The organism is Pseudomonas sp. Pseusp10 (assembly GCF_059492225.1).
The window spans coordinates 3,001,954-3,018,797 of the sequence record NZ_CP168528.1 but is presented as its reverse complement, the minus strand read 5'-3'; the positions used below and the strand labels follow the sequence as shown (position 1 = coordinate 3,018,797).

13 protein-coding genes are annotated in these 16,844 nt (G+C 61.0%); 6 read left to right on the top strand and 7 right to left on the bottom strand.

Annotation, left to right across the window (positions count from 1 at the left end):
• Positions 1–21 precede the first annotated feature (21 nt).
• On the bottom strand, positions 22–777 hold the full coding sequence (cobF, locus tag ACEN8Z_RS13590) for a precorrin-6A synthase (deacetylating) (protein ID WP_495597975.1): 756 nt from the start codon (positions 775–777) through the stop codon (positions 22–24).
• A complete protein-coding gene (locus tag ACEN8Z_RS13585) occupies positions 777–1,349 on the bottom strand; it encodes a histidine phosphatase family protein (protein WP_495597974.1) in 573 nt (190 codons plus the stop codon). The genes cobF and ACEN8Z_RS13585 overlap by 1 nt, the downstream gene beginning before the upstream one ends.
• 772 nt (positions 1,350–2,121) lie before the next feature.
• Here ACEN8Z_RS13585 and ACEN8Z_RS13580 point away from each other — a divergent pair.
• The 3 genes from ACEN8Z_RS13580 (at position 2,122) to ACEN8Z_RS13570 (ending at position 5,240) form a co-directional block, all read left to right on the top strand.
• Positions 2,122–3,138: an arginine N-succinyltransferase gene (locus ACEN8Z_RS13580; RefSeq protein WP_495597973.1), complete on the top strand. Its 1,017-nt coding sequence runs from the start codon at positions 2,122–2,124 to the stop codon at positions 3,136–3,138.
• A 55-nt stretch (positions 3,139–3,193) separates the two neighbouring features.
• Positions 3,194–4,228, top strand: coding sequence for an arginine N-succinyltransferase (astA, locus tag ACEN8Z_RS13575; protein ID WP_495597972.1), 1,035 nt, complete (start codon positions 3,194–3,196; stop codon positions 4,226–4,228).
• 142 nt (positions 4,229–4,370) lie between these two features.
• Positions 4,371–5,240, top strand: coding sequence for an isocitrate lyase/PEP mutase family protein (locus tag ACEN8Z_RS13570; protein WP_007996313.1), 870 nt, complete (start codon positions 4,371–4,373; stop codon positions 5,238–5,240).
• 363 nt (positions 5,241–5,603) lie between these two features.
• Here the strand turns inward: ACEN8Z_RS13570 and ACEN8Z_RS13565 are convergent, their stop codons facing one another.
• Positions 5,604–6,677 carry a diguanylate cyclase gene (locus tag ACEN8Z_RS13565; protein WP_495597971.1) on the bottom strand — a complete coding sequence of 358 codons (1,074 nt, stop codon included), beginning with the start codon at positions 6,675–6,677 and terminating at the stop codon, positions 5,604–5,606.
• 197 nt (positions 6,678–6,874) lie between these two features.
• Here ACEN8Z_RS13565 and ACEN8Z_RS13560 point away from each other — a divergent pair, with 197 nt between their 5' ends.
• The 3 genes from ACEN8Z_RS13560 to hglS all read left to right on the top strand — a co-directional run bounded on the left by ACEN8Z_RS13560 (position 6,875) and on the right by hglS (position 10,907).
• Positions 6,875–8,329, top strand: a complete 1,455-nt coding sequence (locus ACEN8Z_RS13560) for a flavin-containing monooxygenase (RefSeq protein ID WP_495597970.1) — start codon at positions 6,875–6,877, stop codon at positions 8,327–8,329.
• A 22-nt stretch (positions 8,330–8,351) separates the two neighbouring features.
• The gene (locus ACEN8Z_RS13555; protein WP_108230511.1) at positions 8,352–9,308 is read left to right on the top strand and encodes an alpha/beta fold hydrolase; all 957 of its coding nucleotides are present in this window, start codon (positions 8,352–8,354) and stop codon (positions 9,306–9,308) included.
• A gap of 192 nt (positions 9,309–9,500) precedes the next feature.
• Positions 9,501–10,907: a 2-oxoadipate dioxygenase/decarboxylase HglS gene (gene hglS, locus ACEN8Z_RS13550; protein WP_495597969.1), complete on the top strand. Its 1,407-nt coding sequence runs from the start codon at positions 9,501–9,503 to the stop codon at positions 10,905–10,907.
• 894 nt (positions 10,908–11,801) lie between these two features.
• Here hglS and ACEN8Z_RS13545 read toward each other — a convergent pair.
• From ACEN8Z_RS13545 to ACEN8Z_RS13530, 4 genes are all read right to left on the bottom strand, one after another.
• Positions 11,802–12,380, bottom strand: coding sequence for a hypothetical protein (locus ACEN8Z_RS13545; protein ID WP_007996307.1), 579 nt, complete (start codon positions 12,378–12,380; stop codon positions 11,802–11,804).
• A gap of 117 nt (positions 12,381–12,497) precedes the next feature.
• Complete coding sequence (locus ACEN8Z_RS13540; RefSeq protein WP_495597968.1) at positions 12,498–13,580, bottom strand: lipocalin-like domain-containing protein; 1,083 nt, start codon at positions 13,578–13,580, stop codon at positions 12,498–12,500.
• Positions 13,570–16,041 carry an ABC transporter permease gene (locus tag ACEN8Z_RS13535; protein ID WP_495597967.1) on the bottom strand — a complete coding sequence of 824 codons (2,472 nt, stop codon included), beginning with the start codon at positions 16,039–16,041 and terminating at the stop codon, positions 13,570–13,572. Before ACEN8Z_RS13535 ends, ACEN8Z_RS13540 begins: the two co-directional genes overlap by 11 nt.
• Before the next feature lies 1 nt (position 16,042).
• Positions 16,043–16,711 (bottom strand): ABC transporter ATP-binding protein, encoded by a 669-nt coding sequence (locus ACEN8Z_RS13530; RefSeq protein WP_007998320.1) that lies wholly within the window; start codon positions 16,709–16,711, stop codon positions 16,043–16,045.
• Positions 16,712–16,844: the final 133 nt, after the last annotated feature.

Sequence of the window (16,844 nt, the reverse complement as noted above, 5' to 3'; positions counted from 1 at the left end):
CCAGACCGGGCTAGCCAACTTTCAAGACTTGCGCAATAAATAGGTATCCATGATCCAGCCATTAGCCAGCCGTGCAGCCTTGCGCACCCGTTCGATTTCATCCGCCACATCCTTGAGCTTGCCGCTGATCAGGATTTCATCCGGCGTCCCCAAATAGGCCCCCCAGTAAATCTCGGTGTCCTGATCCACCACCTGATGGTAAGCATCCTGAGCATCGAGCATCACCACCAGGCTGTCGGCATCGCTCACCTGCCCCGCCGCCAAACGCCGGCCAGTGGTGATTTCAACGGAGCAGCCAATCTGGTTGAGCGGCACCTTGTGCTGTGCCGCCAACGCCTGGACGCTGGTAATGCCGGGGATCACCTCGAACTCGAACGCGCAGGCACCTGAAGCCTGGATGGCCTGAAGGATACGAAGGGTGCTGTCGTACAGCGCCGGGTCGCCCCACACCAGAAAACCACCACACTGGCCGTCGGACATTTCCTCGTTGATCAGCCTTTCGAAGGTCTGCTGCCTGGCCAGGTTCAAGTCGTCGACACTGGTCCTGTAGTCCATCTCACCGCGCTCGCGCTCCGGGCTGTGGGCTTCGACAAAACGGTAAGCGTGATCGGTGATGTAGCGCTCGCAGATTTCGCGCCGCAATTCGATGAGTTTGTCTTTGCTCTGGCCCTTGTCCATGAGGAAAAAAACATCGACCTGATTCAGCGCCTTCACCGCTTGCATCGTGATGTAGTCGGGATTGCCGGCACCGATACCGATGACCAGGAGTTTTTTCATCAAAACAGATCCTCGGGGTCGGTGCCCGGCAAGCGCAGCCGCCAGCGGCCATGGAACCTCAACTCGACAGCCGCCAAGGGGTCGACGTCGATCAGGCTGGACGACGCCCCTTGCAACACGTGCGTCAGCGCGGCGCGGATGACAAAGGGATGGGTAATGGCAACGATGTGCCCCGGCGTCGATTGCAACGAGGTCAGCCACACGCTCATCCGCTCCTCCAGTTGCAGCACCGACTCGCCACCGTGGGGTGCCGAAGCCGGGTCTACCAACCAATACTGGAGCTCCTCAGCTTCAGTCTTTTGAAGCTCACCGATGCGAACACCACCCCAACGCCCGAAGTTGCAGTCCCTCAAGGCGTCGACAATCTCCGGCGCGCTGCCGAACAGTTCAGCGGTTTGCCGGGTGCGCAACTCCGGGCCACAGACAAGACGCGGAGCGCCCTTGAACTGATTGCAACGGGAAAGCCTGAGCGCTTGCCAATCCATCTCCAGAGGTTCGTCCAAAGGAAAACGCGCCAATTTCTGTGCAACGGTTCGAGCGTGGCAAATCAGGGTTAAACGGGTCGCCTGCACCAGCAATCACTCTATGAAAGGAAAGAAACGATGGTGCAATTGTGCCGCAAGTAAGCAGACCCGGGGGGTAATGTCCGTCAGTTAAGCAATTCAGCCGCGACACCCTTTGTAGCAGCTGCCGAGCCCGCGAGGCTGCGTTCGGCTGCATGGCCGTCGTGAGTCCAGCTGACGCGGCCTGCCTGACGTACCGCAATGACTGATTTTACGACTGCTTCGCAGCCGAACGCAGCCTCGCGGGCTCGGCAGCTGCTACAGATCGCATTACCGTTTAACTGACTGGCATTAGACCCGGGGGTGTTTAATTTTCCTGTTTGAAACTGATTCCTTCAGGCATTTCCTGACAGGTTTTCTGTTATGGCTGACCGCAACTCAGGCAATGTCTTACAAGACTTTACGACATCGGCGTAGCCCTTTAGTACAGGCATTTCGCCCCTTTTTCGGACACGGACAGACCACGCGAAAATTAACTAGACAGGCAGTGCGTGATAATTAAATACTCCTTTCAACGGACTGTTAAAACATGTTCCACGCTCATCCAGCAGGAGCCCGGATACCCTTTCTCGAAACCCCGATCAATGCGCCTGGCCAGGCATCGCTTGCGGCCGAATTGCCCGCTCTTTGTTTAAAACGGTTCATCCCAAGAAACATCTGACAAGAAAAAGAGTGGCGCCTGACAACGTTCAGACGACCACCGATTTAATGTGTGGAAAAACCGACAGTGATAGTCAGGTTCGGCTCAAACCGCTGAATCGATTGATACAGGAGTGTCTCCATGCTGGTCTTGCGTCCAGTCGAGTTAGCTGATCTGCCCCAGTTGCAGAAGCTGGCTCGTGAAAGCCTCGTGGGCGTTACATCCCTGCCCGACGATAGCGAACGGTTGCGCGGAAAAATCCTCGATTCCTGTGCTTCGTTCGAGAAGGACGTCGAGGGTCATGGCCCGGAAAACTATTTCTTTGTACTCGAGGACCTGACGACACAGCACCTGGTCGGCTGTTCGGAAATCCTCGCCACGGCAGGGTTCAACGAGCCGTTCTACAGCCTGCGCAACCGGCACTTCACCAGTGCCTCGAGGGAGCTGAACATCGAGCACGGCGTACCGGCCTTGTCGTTGTGTCACGACCTCAGTGGCCACACCTTGCTGCGGGGCTTCCATATCGATGCCGCGCGGGTACGCACCGCGCATTCCGAACTGCTGTCGCGGGCGCGCCTGTTGTTCATCGCCGCCCACGCCCGGCGTTTTTCCGAAACGGTGATCACCGAAATCGTCGGCTACAGCAGTGATGAAGGCCACTCGCCATTTTGGGATGCCGTGGGCAAGCATTTCTTCGACTTGCCCTACGTCGAGGCCGAACGGCTTTGCGGCCTGCAGAGCCGCACCTTTCTCGCCGAACTGATGCCGCAGTATCCGATTTACGTGCCCATGCTGCCCCAGGCGGCACAGGACTGCATCGGCAGCATCCACCCCGACGGCCAGGAAGCCTTCGATATCCTCGAACGTGAAGGCTTCGAAACCAACAGTTACATCGATCTGTTCGATGGAGGCCCTACACTGTACGCGCGCACGTCGGGCATTCGTTCCATCGCCCACAGCCAGTGCGGCGTAACGCTATCCGGACCGGTGATCGATGCCCGTGGCAGCTATCTGGTGAGCAACGACTCCTTGAGGGATTATCGGGCCATTGTCGTCGATCTTGACTACATCACCGGGCAGCCCGTCACGCTGGACGCCGCCATGTGCAAGGCATTGAAGGTGACCGATGGCAGCCCGATCAGGCTGATCGCCCTGTGAATACCCGCCAGGGTCAACACCAACGTCCGAGTACACGCGAACAAGGAACAGCCGCATGATTGTCCGTCCGGTCCAGATCACCGACCTGCCCGCCGTGCTCACGCTGGTGCGCCAGGCCAGTCCGGGGCTCACCAGCCTGCCGGCCAACGAAGAGCGCCTGGCCCACCGTATCCGCTGGGCCCAACGCACCTTCGCCGGGCAGGTCGATCGCGCCGATGCCGATTATCTGTTCGTGCTCGAGGACGACGAGCAGCAAGTGGTGGGCGTCAGCGCCCTGACGGGTGGCGTCGGCCTGCGCGAGCCCTGGTACAACTACCGGGTCGGACTGACGGTCAGCACGTCACCGGACCTGGGCATCCAGCGCCAGATCCAGACCCTGTTCCTGAGCAATGAATTGACCGGGCAATCGGAAGTCTGCTCGTTGTACCTGCGCTCCGATCAGCGCCAGGGAAACAACGGCCGCCTGCTTTCGCTCGGGCGTTTTTTGTTTGTTGCCGAGTTTACGCAGCTGTTCGGCAACCGGCTCATCGCCGAATTACGCGGCAGTGCCGACGAGCGAGGTGGCTCGCCGTTCTGGGACAGCCTCGGCCGGCACTTTTTCAAGATGGACTTCAGCCACGCCGATCACTTGTCCGGGCTGGGCAACAAATCGTTCATCGCCGAACTGATGCCGCGCCAGCCGCTGTACACCTGCCTGCTCACCGAACAGGCCCAGGCGGTGATCGGCAAAGCCCACCCGAATACCGAGCCGGCCCTGAAAATTCTTAGCGCCGAAGGGTTTGCCCACAAGGGCTACATCGATATCTTCGACGGCGGACCAGTCCTTGAAGCCCCGGTTTCCGGGATCCGCACTGTGCGCGACAGTCAACCGCTGTCACTGGCCATCGGCTCGCCGGACGATAAAGCGCCCCTCTGGCTGATCCACAACCGCCGTCTGGAAAACTGTCGCATTACCTGCGCCCCGGCCCGACAGGTGGGCAACAGCCTGGTGGTTGATCGCCTGACCGCCAAGCGCTTGCAGCTGCAGCCCGGTGACTCGGTGCGCGCCGTGCCGTTGCTTGACCAACGGCTACAGGCCGTGGCGGCGTGACCTATCAGTTCCATCGTTGCGACGTCAATCGGCCTTACCCAGCAAATTCGTCATCATTCTCCCCCTGCGCGCGTGATAGCCTTTTATTTCTTTGGCGTTGACACTTTTGCTCAAGCCCTTCCATTCCATTGGTGGAACTCATATGTCCAGGCTTTCCCATCAAGATTTGCGCCGCAATTTTCGCCAACTGTTCGCCTCCAACACCTGCTACCACACGGCCTCGGTTTTCGATCCGATGTCGGCGCGCATTGCCGCCGACCTGGGCTTCGAAGTCGGGATCCTCGGTGGTTCGGTCGCATCGCTGCAAGTGCTGGGCGCCCCTGACTTTGCCTTGATCACCCTCAGCGAATTCGCTGAACAGGCCACCCGCATCGGCCGTGTCGCCCAGCTGCCGGTGATTGCCGACGCCGACCACGGCTACGGCAACGCGCTCAACGTCATGCGCACCATCGTCGAACTCGAACGTGCCGGCGTTGCCGCGCTGACCATCGAAGACACGCTGCTGCCCGCCCAGTTCGGCCGTAAGTCCACCGACCTGATCACGGTCGCCGAAGGCGTCGGCAAGATCCGCGCGGCACTGGAAGCCCGCTGCGATAAGGAAATGGCGATCATCGCCCGCACCCACGCAGGGATTCTGCCGGTGCAGGAAATCATCAGCCGCACCCGGCAATACCAGCGCGCCGGAGCCGACGGGATCTGCATGGTGGGCGTAAAGGACTTCGACCATCTGGAACAGATCGCCGAGCACCTGAGCGTGCCGCTGATGCTGGTGACCTACGGCAACCCGCTGCTACGCGATGACAAACGCCTGGCCGAACTGGGTGTTCGCGTGACCATCGACGGCCATGGTGCGTACTTCGCCGCGATCAAGGCGACCTACGACAGCCTGCGCGAGCAACGCCAGATCCTCACCCAGACGTCGGACCTGAGCGCGACCGAGCTGACGCACACCTACACGCAACCCGAGGAATACATCCGCTTCGCGGAAGAGTTCATGAGCGTGAAGGAATGACGGTTTAAACCGACCCGCCGCCATCGTCGGATCGCCGCCCGGAGCAAGCTCGCTCCCACATTTGGATCGCGGCTGTACGCCAATGCCGTGCGCACCGCAAATCCCCTGTGGGAGCGAGCCTGCTCGCGATGAGGCCATCACAGCCAACATCCATGCCGCCCGACCCGCCGCCTTCGCGAGCAAGCCCGCTCCCACATTTGGATCGCGGCTGTACGCCAATGCCGTGCTCACCGCAATTCCCCTGTGGGAGCGAGCTTGCTCCGGGCGGCGATCCGACGATGAGGCCATCACAGCCAACATCCATGCCGCCTGACACGTCGCCTTCGCGAGCAGGTTCGCTCCCACAGGTTTTGCAGTGGACGTTCAGACCGAGTCGAGCAGTTCGCGATAGGGTTTGCCATTGCCGCAACAGATCACGCGGTTACGCCCGGTGGTCTTGGCTTCGTATAGCGCATGATCGGCGTCGTTGAGCCAAAGCGTCGCGTCGGTGTGCGCCGGGTTGAATGACGCCAGGCCTATGCTCAGGCTGACTTTCAGCGCCGGACTCTGCTCGTACCCCAATGTGGCGAAGCGATCTCGCAGGGCATCCATGACAGCGGCGGCGCGGTTCAGGGGCAGGTCCGGAAGGATCACACAGAACTCGTCACCGCCGTAGCGCCCTGCCACATCGGTCGCTCGCAGGTTCTGCCTGAGCATTTTGCTCAACTGGCGCAAGACGATATCGCCGGCAACATGGCCGTAGGTGTCGTTGATGACTTTGAAATGGTCGATGTCGATCAGGGCAATCGCCCCGCCTTTTTGCTGGCGTTTGCAACGCTGGAACTCGACTTCCAGCTGGTCCTTCCAGGCGCCATGGTTCAGCAGGCCTGTCAGGCTGTCGGTGCGACTCAGTGCCAGCAGTTCACGCTTCTGAAGGCCGAGGGTATGGGCCTGGCGGAAGCAGATCCAGCCCAATGACAACGGATACAGGCACAGCAAGGGCAAACAGGCATAGAGTTGCACCGGGCTGGTGGCAGGAATGAGCGCCGGGGCAAAAATCTGCAAGCCAACGCAGAGGCCTAGCACTTGCGCGGCCGTCCCGGCCAGCAGGAAGCGCAAGCCGCCGATGGCCACGTTATGCATGGCCATCATGGAAATGGTGGTCGCGCTGGGCAATGGATTGAACTGCATGGCGGCAATCCAGAAGCCGCCGAGAAAGGCATCGATCAGCAGATTGCGGTGTTCGGCGTGATAAGGCTTGCTGGCCCGGCGCGCCCATTGGTAAGCCAGATGCGGCCAGACCAGGCCATTGAACCACATGAATCCCCAGACCCAGGGCGCCGGATCGAGTGGATACATCGCCGCGCTCACACACACCAATCCCAAGGCTACCCCCAGGATTCGCGATGTATAGAGCCTCCTGGCCAATGAAAACCCCTGTCCTCCCGTTCTTGCCATAGGGCCTCTGTGCCACTCAACGGAATGCGAAAACAGCCTGAGCCTATGCACTGCAGTCTATCAGGGTGACATTAAATAGCCATCACCGGCTGGCGGGCTGAATATCCGCCTGTCACGCTCGAATAAATGCAAAAGCCTCCTCCAGAAACGGCTATACATGAAAGAAGGAGTTGATCAATGACCATAAGAGGAGGCCCATGCAGACCTTTCAAGTATTGATCATCGGCAGCGGGTTTGGCGGCCAATGTGCTGCAATTAATCTGCTCAAGGCCGGCATCGACGATTTCCGCCTGCTGGAGCGACGGGATTTCTTCGGTGGTACCTGGTGCCAGAACACCTATCCCGGTGCGGCGGTCGATGTGCCCTCACCGCTGTACTCATTGTCTTTCGCCCCGTATCGCTGGACGCAAATGTTCGCCGGGCAGGCCGAATTGCACCGCTACACCCGCCATGTGGTGGAGCACTTCGGCCTGCGGGACAAGTTGGAACTGAGCGCGAATGTCGAGCGCGTAGAATGGGACGACGCCAACAAGCGCTGGACGGTGTACACCGCCAGCAAAGGCACGTTTTGCGCGCAGTTCCTGATCAACGCGACCGGGCCGCTGAGTCAACCGGTGGTTCCGCGCTTCGACGGGCAGGAACGCTTTCAGGGCAAGACGTTTCACACCAACAACTGGGATCACAACTACGACTACCGGCAAAAACGCGTGGCCATCGTCGGCAGCGGTGCCAGTGCGGCCCAGGTCATTCCGGCCATTGCCCCGGACGTCGGGCAGTTGCATGTGTTCCAGCGCACGCCCCACTGGGTGTTGCCCCGGGCTGACCGCAGCTTTGGCCGCTTGCAGCGTTGGTTGCTGGGGTTCAAGCCAGCCTACAAGCTGCTGCGCTGGGGAATCTATTGGCAATTCGAAACCCGGGTGATTGGCTTCAAGTATTCGAAGCCGGCCGTGCACAGGGTCCAGCGCCAGGCCCTGCACTTCCTCAAACGCCAGGTGCCGGACGCCGAACTGCGGCGCAAACTCACACCGGACTACACCATCGGCTGCAAACGGGTGATTCTGTCCAGCACGCTGTACCCGGCACTGACGCGCAGCAACGTAACGCTGCACAGCCGCGAGCAAGGCATCGCGGCCATCGACGAAACCGGCATCGTTACCCTCGATGGCCAACACATCGAAGTGGACCTGATCGTCTGGTCCACCGGCTACGACGCCACCGACGGGGTGATTTCCTACCCGGTAACGGGCAAAAACGGCACCCGTCTCAAGGAGGTCTGGGCGCCGTACCCGCGGGCCTACCTCGGCACCGCCCTGCCCGACTTTCCCAACCTGTTCATCGTCACCGGGCCGAACACCGGCATCGGCCACACCTCGGCGCTATTCATCATCGAATCCCAGATGAATTACATCCTCGATTGCATTCGCACCTTGAAGGATCAAGGTTTACGCAGCATCGAAGTTCGCCATGAGGCGGAACGTACCTACACTGAAATGATCCACCGGGAAATGGAACGAACCGTGTGGAAGTCCGGTGGTTGCCACAGTTGGTATCAAAGCAAGAGCGGTCATGTGATTGCCATGTTTCCGGGGTTCAGCTTCAGCTTTCATCGTTTGACCCGAGCGCTGAAACCCGCCGATCACATTTTGTCCTGAGCTGATAGAAGGGAGACGCGTGATGCTTTTGTTGTTCGTCGTTCTCGCAGTGTTCGTCGCCTGGAGCTGGCTGACCTACCCGGCCATCGGCTACTGGCTCTATGACCTGAACATGGCGGCCGAGGCCAAGCTGTACCGGCTGCACAAAATCGTCGTGCCCATCCCCGAGATGACCGTCTCGACCTGGCAAGGCGGACCGTACGAGGCCACCAGCAATGTGCTGATGCTCCATGGCTTCAGCGCCGACAAAAACCTCTGGCTGCGTTTCGCCCGGCACTTTGTCGGCAGCCATCGAGTGATCATCCCGGACATCGCCGGCCATGGCGAAACCGGCTTCAAGGCAGGCGGCGGCTACGACATCCCGCTGCAGGCCAAGCGCATGATCCAGCTGCTGGATGTGTGCGGCGTCGAAAAAGTCCATGTCATCGGCAACTCCATGGGTGGCTACATGGCGGCGTGGCTCGCGGCCACTTACCCCGAGCGCATTGTGTCCGTGGCGCTGATCGACCCGGCCGGGGTCACCGCGCCCGAGCCCAGTGACCTCGAACGGCATTTGGCCAAGGGCCACAACCCGTTTCTGATTCACTCGCGCGAAGAATTCCAGCGTTTCTACGCCATGACCATGGCTTCACCGCCCTGGGTACCGAAGCTCGTACTCGATGCCGTCGCCCAGCGTTATGAACAGTCTCGCGAGGAACTGGAAGAAATCTTCCGGGATTTTCGCGCCAGCCCGCCGATGGAACCGCACCTGCCCGACATCACCGCACCGGCCCTGTTGCTGTGGGGGCGCAAGGACCGGCTGATCGATGTCAGCAGCGTGGCGGTCTGGAGCAAGGGCATCGCCGACTTGCGCGTGCATATCTGGGACGCCGTCGGGCACATGCCCATGGTGGAAGCCCCCACCGGTTCGGCGCGCCTGTATCGCGAGTTTTTGGCATCGCTGCGCTCGGAGAGCCCGCAGGATCAACGACTGCACTAGGGGGCGTTCTCAATTGGTTTCCCTACCGCGCCGGGTCTGCTTTAAGGCGACAACGCGGTGGGGAAACTAATTGAGAACGCCCCCTTGCAGTCCTTTGCAGAATGAAGTTCGTCAGAAACTTCGTTTGTCGGCGTCGCTGAAGGCTGCGATCTTTCGTCCATCCTTTACGTCTCCGCGCCAGGAATCCTGTTCATGAACCACCCGAACTTCGTCAGCCCTGACCTGATCCGCCAACGCTTCTCTAAAGCGATGTCCGACATGTATCGCGAGGAAGTGCCGTTGTACGGCGCGTTGATGGAACTGGTGGAGCAGACTAACCGTCACGTGCTGGACAGCGATCCGCAAATCTTGCAGCAGCTCAAGAGCACCGGCGAAATCGAGCGACTGGACCTGGAGCGTCATGGGGCGATCCGCGTCGGAACGGCCGCTGAACTGGCAACCCTCGCCCGCCTGTTCGCGGTGATGGGCATGCAACCGGTGGGTTACTACGACCTGACACCGGCCGGCGTGCCGGTACATTCCACGGCGTTTCGTGCGGTGCATGAAGCGTCGCTGCAGGTCAGCCCGTTCCGGGTATTCACCTCGCTGTTGCGCCTGGAATTGATCGAAGACCTGGAGCTGCGAGCGTTCGCCCAGTCGATGCTCGAGCAGCGCTCGATCTTCACCCCCTCGGCCCTCACGCTCATCGAGCGTGCCGAATCCCTGGGGGGCCTGACCGAGCAGGAAGCCGGGGAATTCGTCGAACAGGCACTGGAAACGTTCCGCTGGCACCACAGCGCCACCGTCACCGCCGAGCAATATCAAAGGCTCAGCGCCCAGCATCGTCTGATCGCCGACGTGGTGGCGTTCAAGGGCCCGCACATCAACCACCTGACACCGCGGACCCTGGACATCGACATCGTGCAGGCGCAAATGCCGGCCCATGGCATCACCCCCAAAGCGGTGATCGAAGGCCCGCCCCGCCGCCAGTGCCCGATCCTGCTGCGCCAGACCAGCTTCAAGGCTCTGGACGAGCCGATTGCCTTCACCGATCAAAACGAGGCTCACGGCAGCCACAGTGCCCGTTTCGGCGAAATCGAACAGCGCGGCGCCGCCCTCACGCCCAAAGGCCGCGCACTGTACGACCGCTTGCTCAATGCCGCACGGGACGAGCTCAAGGACTTCCCCAACGAAGCCAACGCCGCGCGTTACAACGCCCTGATGGCGCAGCATTTCAACGAATTCCCCGACACCTGGGAAGGAATGCGCCAACAGGGCCTGGCTTACTTCCGCTACTTTGTGACGGAAAAAGGCCTGGCGGCGGGCGATCTGAAAAACGCCGCCCTGGACGACCTGCTCGGCAGCGGTTACCTGCGGGTTGAACCGCTGGTGTACGAAGACTTCCTGCCGGTCAGCGCGGCGGGGATTTTTCAGTCGAACCTTGGGGACGCGGCGCAAACCCGTTACGGCGCGCATGCCAACCAGCAGGCGTTCGAACAGGCCCTGGGGCGTTCGACGATCGATGAGTTGGGCCTGTATGCCGAGAGCCAGCGGCGTTCGATCGAACAGTGCTTCGCCGCGTTGGCCGATGTTGTTCAAGTCAATAAAAAACATGACTGAAGGATTTGTCACCACTCAATAAAAAAGGTTCTTCACGCAATCCCGGGAAACACCGAAAACGCAATACCTGTAGGAGCCAGCTTGCTGGCGATGGACTCAGGTACGCCGCATTTATCCGGTTCACACGCGTTATCGTTAACGACCATCGCTGGCAAGCCAGCTCCTACAAGAGACCGCGTCTGTAGGAGCCAGCCTGCTGGCGATGGACTCAAGTGCGCCGCGTTTATCCAGTTCACACGCGTTATCGTTAACGACCATCGCTGGCAAGCCAGCTCCTACAAGAGACCGCGTCTGTAGGAGCCAGCCTGCTGGCGATGGACTCAGGTACGCTGCGTTTATCCGGTTCACACGCGTTATCGTTAACGACCATCGCTGGCAAGCCAGCTCCTACAAGAGACCGCGTCTGTAGGAGCCAGCTTGCTGGCGATGGACTCAAGTGCGCCGCGTTTATCCAGTTCACACGCGTTATCGTTAACGACCATCGCCAGCAGGCTGGCTCCTACAAGAGACCGCGTCTGTAGGAGCCAGCCTGCTGGCGATGGACTCAAGTGCTCCGCGTTTATCCAGCTCACACGCGTTATCGTTAACGACCATCGCTGGCAAGCCAGCTCCTACAATACAGCCAATAAAGTGTTCGCCCAGTGCAATGGCCTCGGCAATCCATGCACTGGTAAAGAGCCCTGACACTGGGCGAACGGAAAGTATTTTAGTAGAAGTGGCTAAATATTTCCGTGCGGTAAAGATGAAATTTATCGACATGATATTTAATAAAATGTCGACTTAAATCCAGTCCCGCACCGTGCCACAAACTCACCAGTTCGACCATATGAGCTGATTATTCCTATACAAAACTTGCACAATAATAATCAGCCCATATGGAGCCATTACTCAATCTCAGTGCTTGCTGGTCACCGTCAATATGTCGGTATAAACCACGTTAACGCTTTGCCCGACTTTCAAGTCCTTGAGTTTGGCCTGGACCTCAGGACGTTTCACGTCGACGGTCTTGGACTGGCCTTCCGGGTTTTCGAAGGTCACCTTATGTTTCTTCAGGTCAATGTGGGTGATTTTCAGCTGCACTTTCACCTGGCGGTAAGCTTCCCCGCCCGGGTTGGCGCTACCTGGCGCAGCACGCACTTCGCCGGTGGCTTCGGCGGTGCCGGGCAGGCCTTTGTCGATATCGGTGTCGAGGTAGGCTGCAACGGCGCTGGTGACCCTGATGTCGACCGTATCGCCGACCTTGAGGTTTTTGAGATTTTTCGCCTTGTCGGTCAATTGCACAGGGAACTCATTACCCTGCGGGCCTTTGAGGACCACGGAATGGTTCGCGGCATCAACCGAAACGACTTGGGTGGAGACCTGATCAGCCACCACGACTTCGGACAACGGAATATCGGCGGCAACCGCGCCAAAACTGGCGGCAGACAGCAAGGTAGCGAGGGTGATGGCTTTGGTCAGTGCATGGCGTTTCATAGGCAGAACATTCCCTGTGATAGATGGCAACAGACGGCGTTGAAGCCGGGCTCAACACCATGTGTGGGATGAGCATAGACGCTGTTCAGCGAGTGGTCGTGGCGGGCCGCTGATTTTCTAATACCCGGTCATTTCCAGATAGCCGTTCCCTGCATGGCTGCCACTGAGGCGCACCGGGCCTTCCCAATATGGAATGCGCAAATCCATCCAGGCCTTGGGATTGAGTGCGGTGATGGCGATATCGAGGTGTTTGGCGGGGATCTTGATCGACCAGCGAATGGGCATTTCGCGCCCGGCAACGCTGGCGGTGTCTTGCGGCGTCAGGCCGATGTCACTGGCCTGCAGCCCTTGGGTCTGGCCCCGGGCGTCGATCCAGGTGCCGGTGAGGTAAGGTTCGCCGTCCTTTTGCCGCATGCGATACAGCATCACCTGCTCGCCGCTGTCCAGGTGCAGGGAGAACCAGTCCCAACCGCTCTGGTTGGCAGTCAGGGGCTGGCTGCTCCATTCCCGGTCGAGCCAGGCCGGGCCACTGACCTGAAAGGTTTTGCCGTCGATTTCCAGGGTGCCGCTGGCCTGGAAGAACGGCTGGCTGTAGTAGTAAGAGGCCTGGCCCTGTTCGGACTTCTGGCTGAATCCCTGGTCCCCCTGAAGCACCAGCGGACCTGTCGCGGTCAACCGCAGCCGGTAGCTGAAACGCTGGTCGCGGGCACTGAGTAGCACGTCAGCCAAGGGGTCGTCGGCCGTCGCCTGGCTGCGCAATTGCCAGTCGTCGATCCACGCATTGAACGGCGCAACGCTGACACCGGCCTGACCGACGCCGCCACGGGCATAACGTTCGGCCGCGTGATGCGCCGTCGCCGATGTCACCGCCGCGTGGCCGAGCCAGATTGTCTGATTCTGCCAACCCGCCACCTCGGGGGTGGCTTTCAACGCGCTGCGGAACAACGTCCATTGCGCGCCGAACTCATGGCCCTGATCGTCCTTCAGGTTGGCCGTGACGTACCACCATTCGATGCGAAAGCCGTCGTGCGGGCCGTGATCCACCGGGAAGCTGAACACCCGACCGGGCACCACCTTGGTGAACGCAGCGGCCTGGTTACCCATTCCGGCAAATCCCTTTTGCTCCGGTGTCGATTGATCGCAGCCACTCAACAGCAGCACCAGCAGCGCCAGGAGCAAGACGCCGACATTAACTTTCATGGGCAAACGTCCGCAGCAGGTCCGCCGGTTGTGTGCGGTACAAACGATACAACGGCCAGGCCGAGGCCAGTAACGTCGCCACCAGCGCCAGCCCCATCAATTGCAACAGTTGCACGGGAAACACCCGCAACGGCAGGCGCCAGCCAAAGGCCTGCACGTTGATCACCGTGTCCAGGCACCACGCCAGGGCGATGCCCAGCGGCAACGCCAGCACCAGGGTCAGCAACGCCAGCAACCAGGTTTGCCCGAGGTTGAGCAACATCAAATGCCGACGCGTCACCCCCAGCGCCCACAACGGCGCCAGTTGCCCGAGACGGCTCTGGCTCTGGGTCAACAGACTGATGAACAGCGCCACCCCGGCCACGCATAGCGTCAGGCTGTTGAGCGCGGCGGTGGCGGCGAAGGTGCGTTCGAAGACTTGCGTGGACCAGCCCTTGAGCCGCGCCTGATCGACGATGCGGCTGTCGTCCAGGGTAAACCGCGCCTGCAACGCCGTGACGAACGCCGGGATCGACGCCGGTTCGATGCGCAGGTTGAAGCGGTTCGGCGTCAGTTGCGGCCAGCCGCGCAACAGGTGGTTGATGTTGACCAGAACGTGGCCCTTGGGATTGCCATAGTCGGCGTAGATCCCGACGATCCGTGGCGACCACGGGCCAGTGGGCGTCGGCAGCGTCAGGTGATCGCCCAGTTGCACTTGCAGGCGCCGGGCCAGTTGTTCGCTGAGCATCACCGCATCGTCCTTGGCCAGTCGTTCCCAAGGGTTGTCGCCCAAGGCTTCGAGCAGCGGCCAGTGCTGGCGATAGGTCGGGTGGTCGATGATCCCGGACAGGTCCGTCGGCCAGCCCTGCAACTGGATCGACACCTGCCAGTTGGGCAGCACCGCCGCCAGTTGCGGCTGCTGGTTGAGCCAGCCGTGCAGCTCCCGGGCCTGGGCCGGGTTTTGTGGATTGAGGTAAAGCTCGGCCGTCAGCCGTTGCTCGAGCCAGTCGCTGAAAGTTTGGCGAAACCCTGCAGTCATGCTGCCGGCACCGATGTTGGCCGCCATGGCCAGCAGCAATGCCATCAACGCCAGGCTCAGGGCCGGCAGTTGCTGGCGGCAATCGGCGACAAACCATTGGCCAAGCACCGAGCGACTGTGCTGCGAGCCGAGACTGAGCAGCGCGCTGAGCACCACCGGCAGTGCCAGTGCGGCGCCGATCAACAGCGCCGCCATCAACACGAAGCCACTGACCAGGCTGTCGCCGAAGATCAACGCCAGCAGCGCTATCACCCCGGCCATTGCCGCCACCCCACCCTGGCGCCGCAACCAGCGGGCATGGGCCTGATGCCAGGCCTGCGGGTCGGCCAGTGCCAGCAAGGGCAAGCGCGCCGCCCGCAGCAGACTGTTAGCCCCGGCCAGCAACGCGCCGATCAGACTCAGGCCGATACCACTGAACCACCATGTCAGGCTGAGGCTCAACTGCCCCGCCACTTCGGCGCCATACAAGCCACGCAGGCTGGCGGCGACATCCGGCAACAGCACGCTGGCCAGCAGGTAGCCGCTGACCACCCCGGCCAAACCGCCGATCAGGGCCAATCCGCCCAATTCGACGGCAAGACAAGCCACCAGCATCCGCGCGCTCACACCGCAGGCACGCAGGGTCCGAAGCAAGCCGCGCCGTTGCTCCAGTGCCAGCCCGATAGCGGCGTTCACGATAAACAGTCCCACCACGAACGACAGCACCCCCAGGGCATCGAGGTTCAGGTGAAAGCTCTCGGTCAGGCGCGTCAGGTTGTTTTCTTCGCCGGCGCTCTTGAGTTGCAGCTGCCCCTTGAACGGCTCCGGCAGCGTCGCGGTGAAATCCTTCGGCAACAGCAGTCGCGACAGTTGCTCCGGCAACCCCAGAATCTGCTGGGCAAAACCGATGTCCACCAGCAGCACGCCGGGCGCCATGTCGGCCTGCACATGCAGCGGCGGCAGTGCCGCGCCAGCCAGGTTCGTTGGCCGGTCATCTTCGCGCAAACCCAGTGCCTGCAACGTCTGCGAAGATATCCAGGTACTGCCCGGCGGACTGAAAAAGCCGACCACCTGTTCAATCGCCAAGGCCTGCCCGGCCACCGCCGCGCCCGCCGGCAGCGACACCGGCTCGATGCCCATCAACTGCAAGCGCTGCTCTTCGTGCCCCTTGAGCGTGACCCGCCCTTGCAGCACCGGTGACACGGGCCACCCCGCGCGGCGCAGATCGATAAACCATTGCTGGGGGAACGTACCGCCACCGGGCGCACCAAGGCTGGCCTGGGGTTCGCCGCCGATCAATTGACTGGCGCGGGCATAGCTGTCGCGTGCCTGGCTGTTGAGTGCCTGGACCCCGGTCAGCAGACCGGTGGCCAGCCACAGCCCGGTCAGCACACTGAAAAACTGCACCGGGTGCTGCCGCCAATGGCTGAGCAGCGCGCGCAGGGTTTCGCCAAAGATGCGCATGTCAGCGCTCGCCCACACCGGCCAGGCGACCACCGCACAGCAGCGCTTTTTCCGCCAGCCGTGCGGCCACGCCGGGACTGTGGGTGACCATCAACAGGCTGGTGGGGCTGTCGTCGAGCAATTCGAGCAGCAACTGCAACACCTCGGCGCCGGTGGTTTCATCGAGGCTGCCGGTGGGCTCGTCGGCCAGCAGCAATGGCGGGCGCGACGCCAACGCCCGACCCAGCGCAACCCGTTGCTGCTGGCCGCCGGACAGTTGCTCCGGGTAACGCCGCAGCAGCTCACCCAAGCCCAGGCGCCGCACCAGATGCGCCTGCCAGCGTGGGTCATGGCGCCCCGCCAGGCGTGCCTGAATCGCCAGATTGTCTTCGACCCGCAGGCTGCCGATCAGGTTGAATTGCTGGAATACCAGGCCGATTTCCGTACGGCGCCAGTTCGCCAGTTGGCCTTCATTCATCCGTTCCAGGCAATGCTCGCCACTGCGGATGCTGCCGCGATCGACCTTGTCCAGCCCGGCGATCAGGTGCAGCAAGGTGCTTTTGCCACTGCCCGACTCGCCCATCAGCGCCAGGCTGCTGCCGGGCTTTAGCGTCAGGTCGACGCCTTGCAGCACCGGCAGCGGCCCCTGCGGTGTGGCGTAGCTTTTGAAAACGCCATGGACTTCAAGCATGGGTCAACCTGCTGGATATGCGTGGCTCAAGGATAGCGGCCCTGAATGTTTTTTGTCCGCTGCTGATGATCGCCCTGCCCGTGCCCCGCCCTACCCTCGAAGCTGGTCTAACCATAACGATAAAAAACGGAGA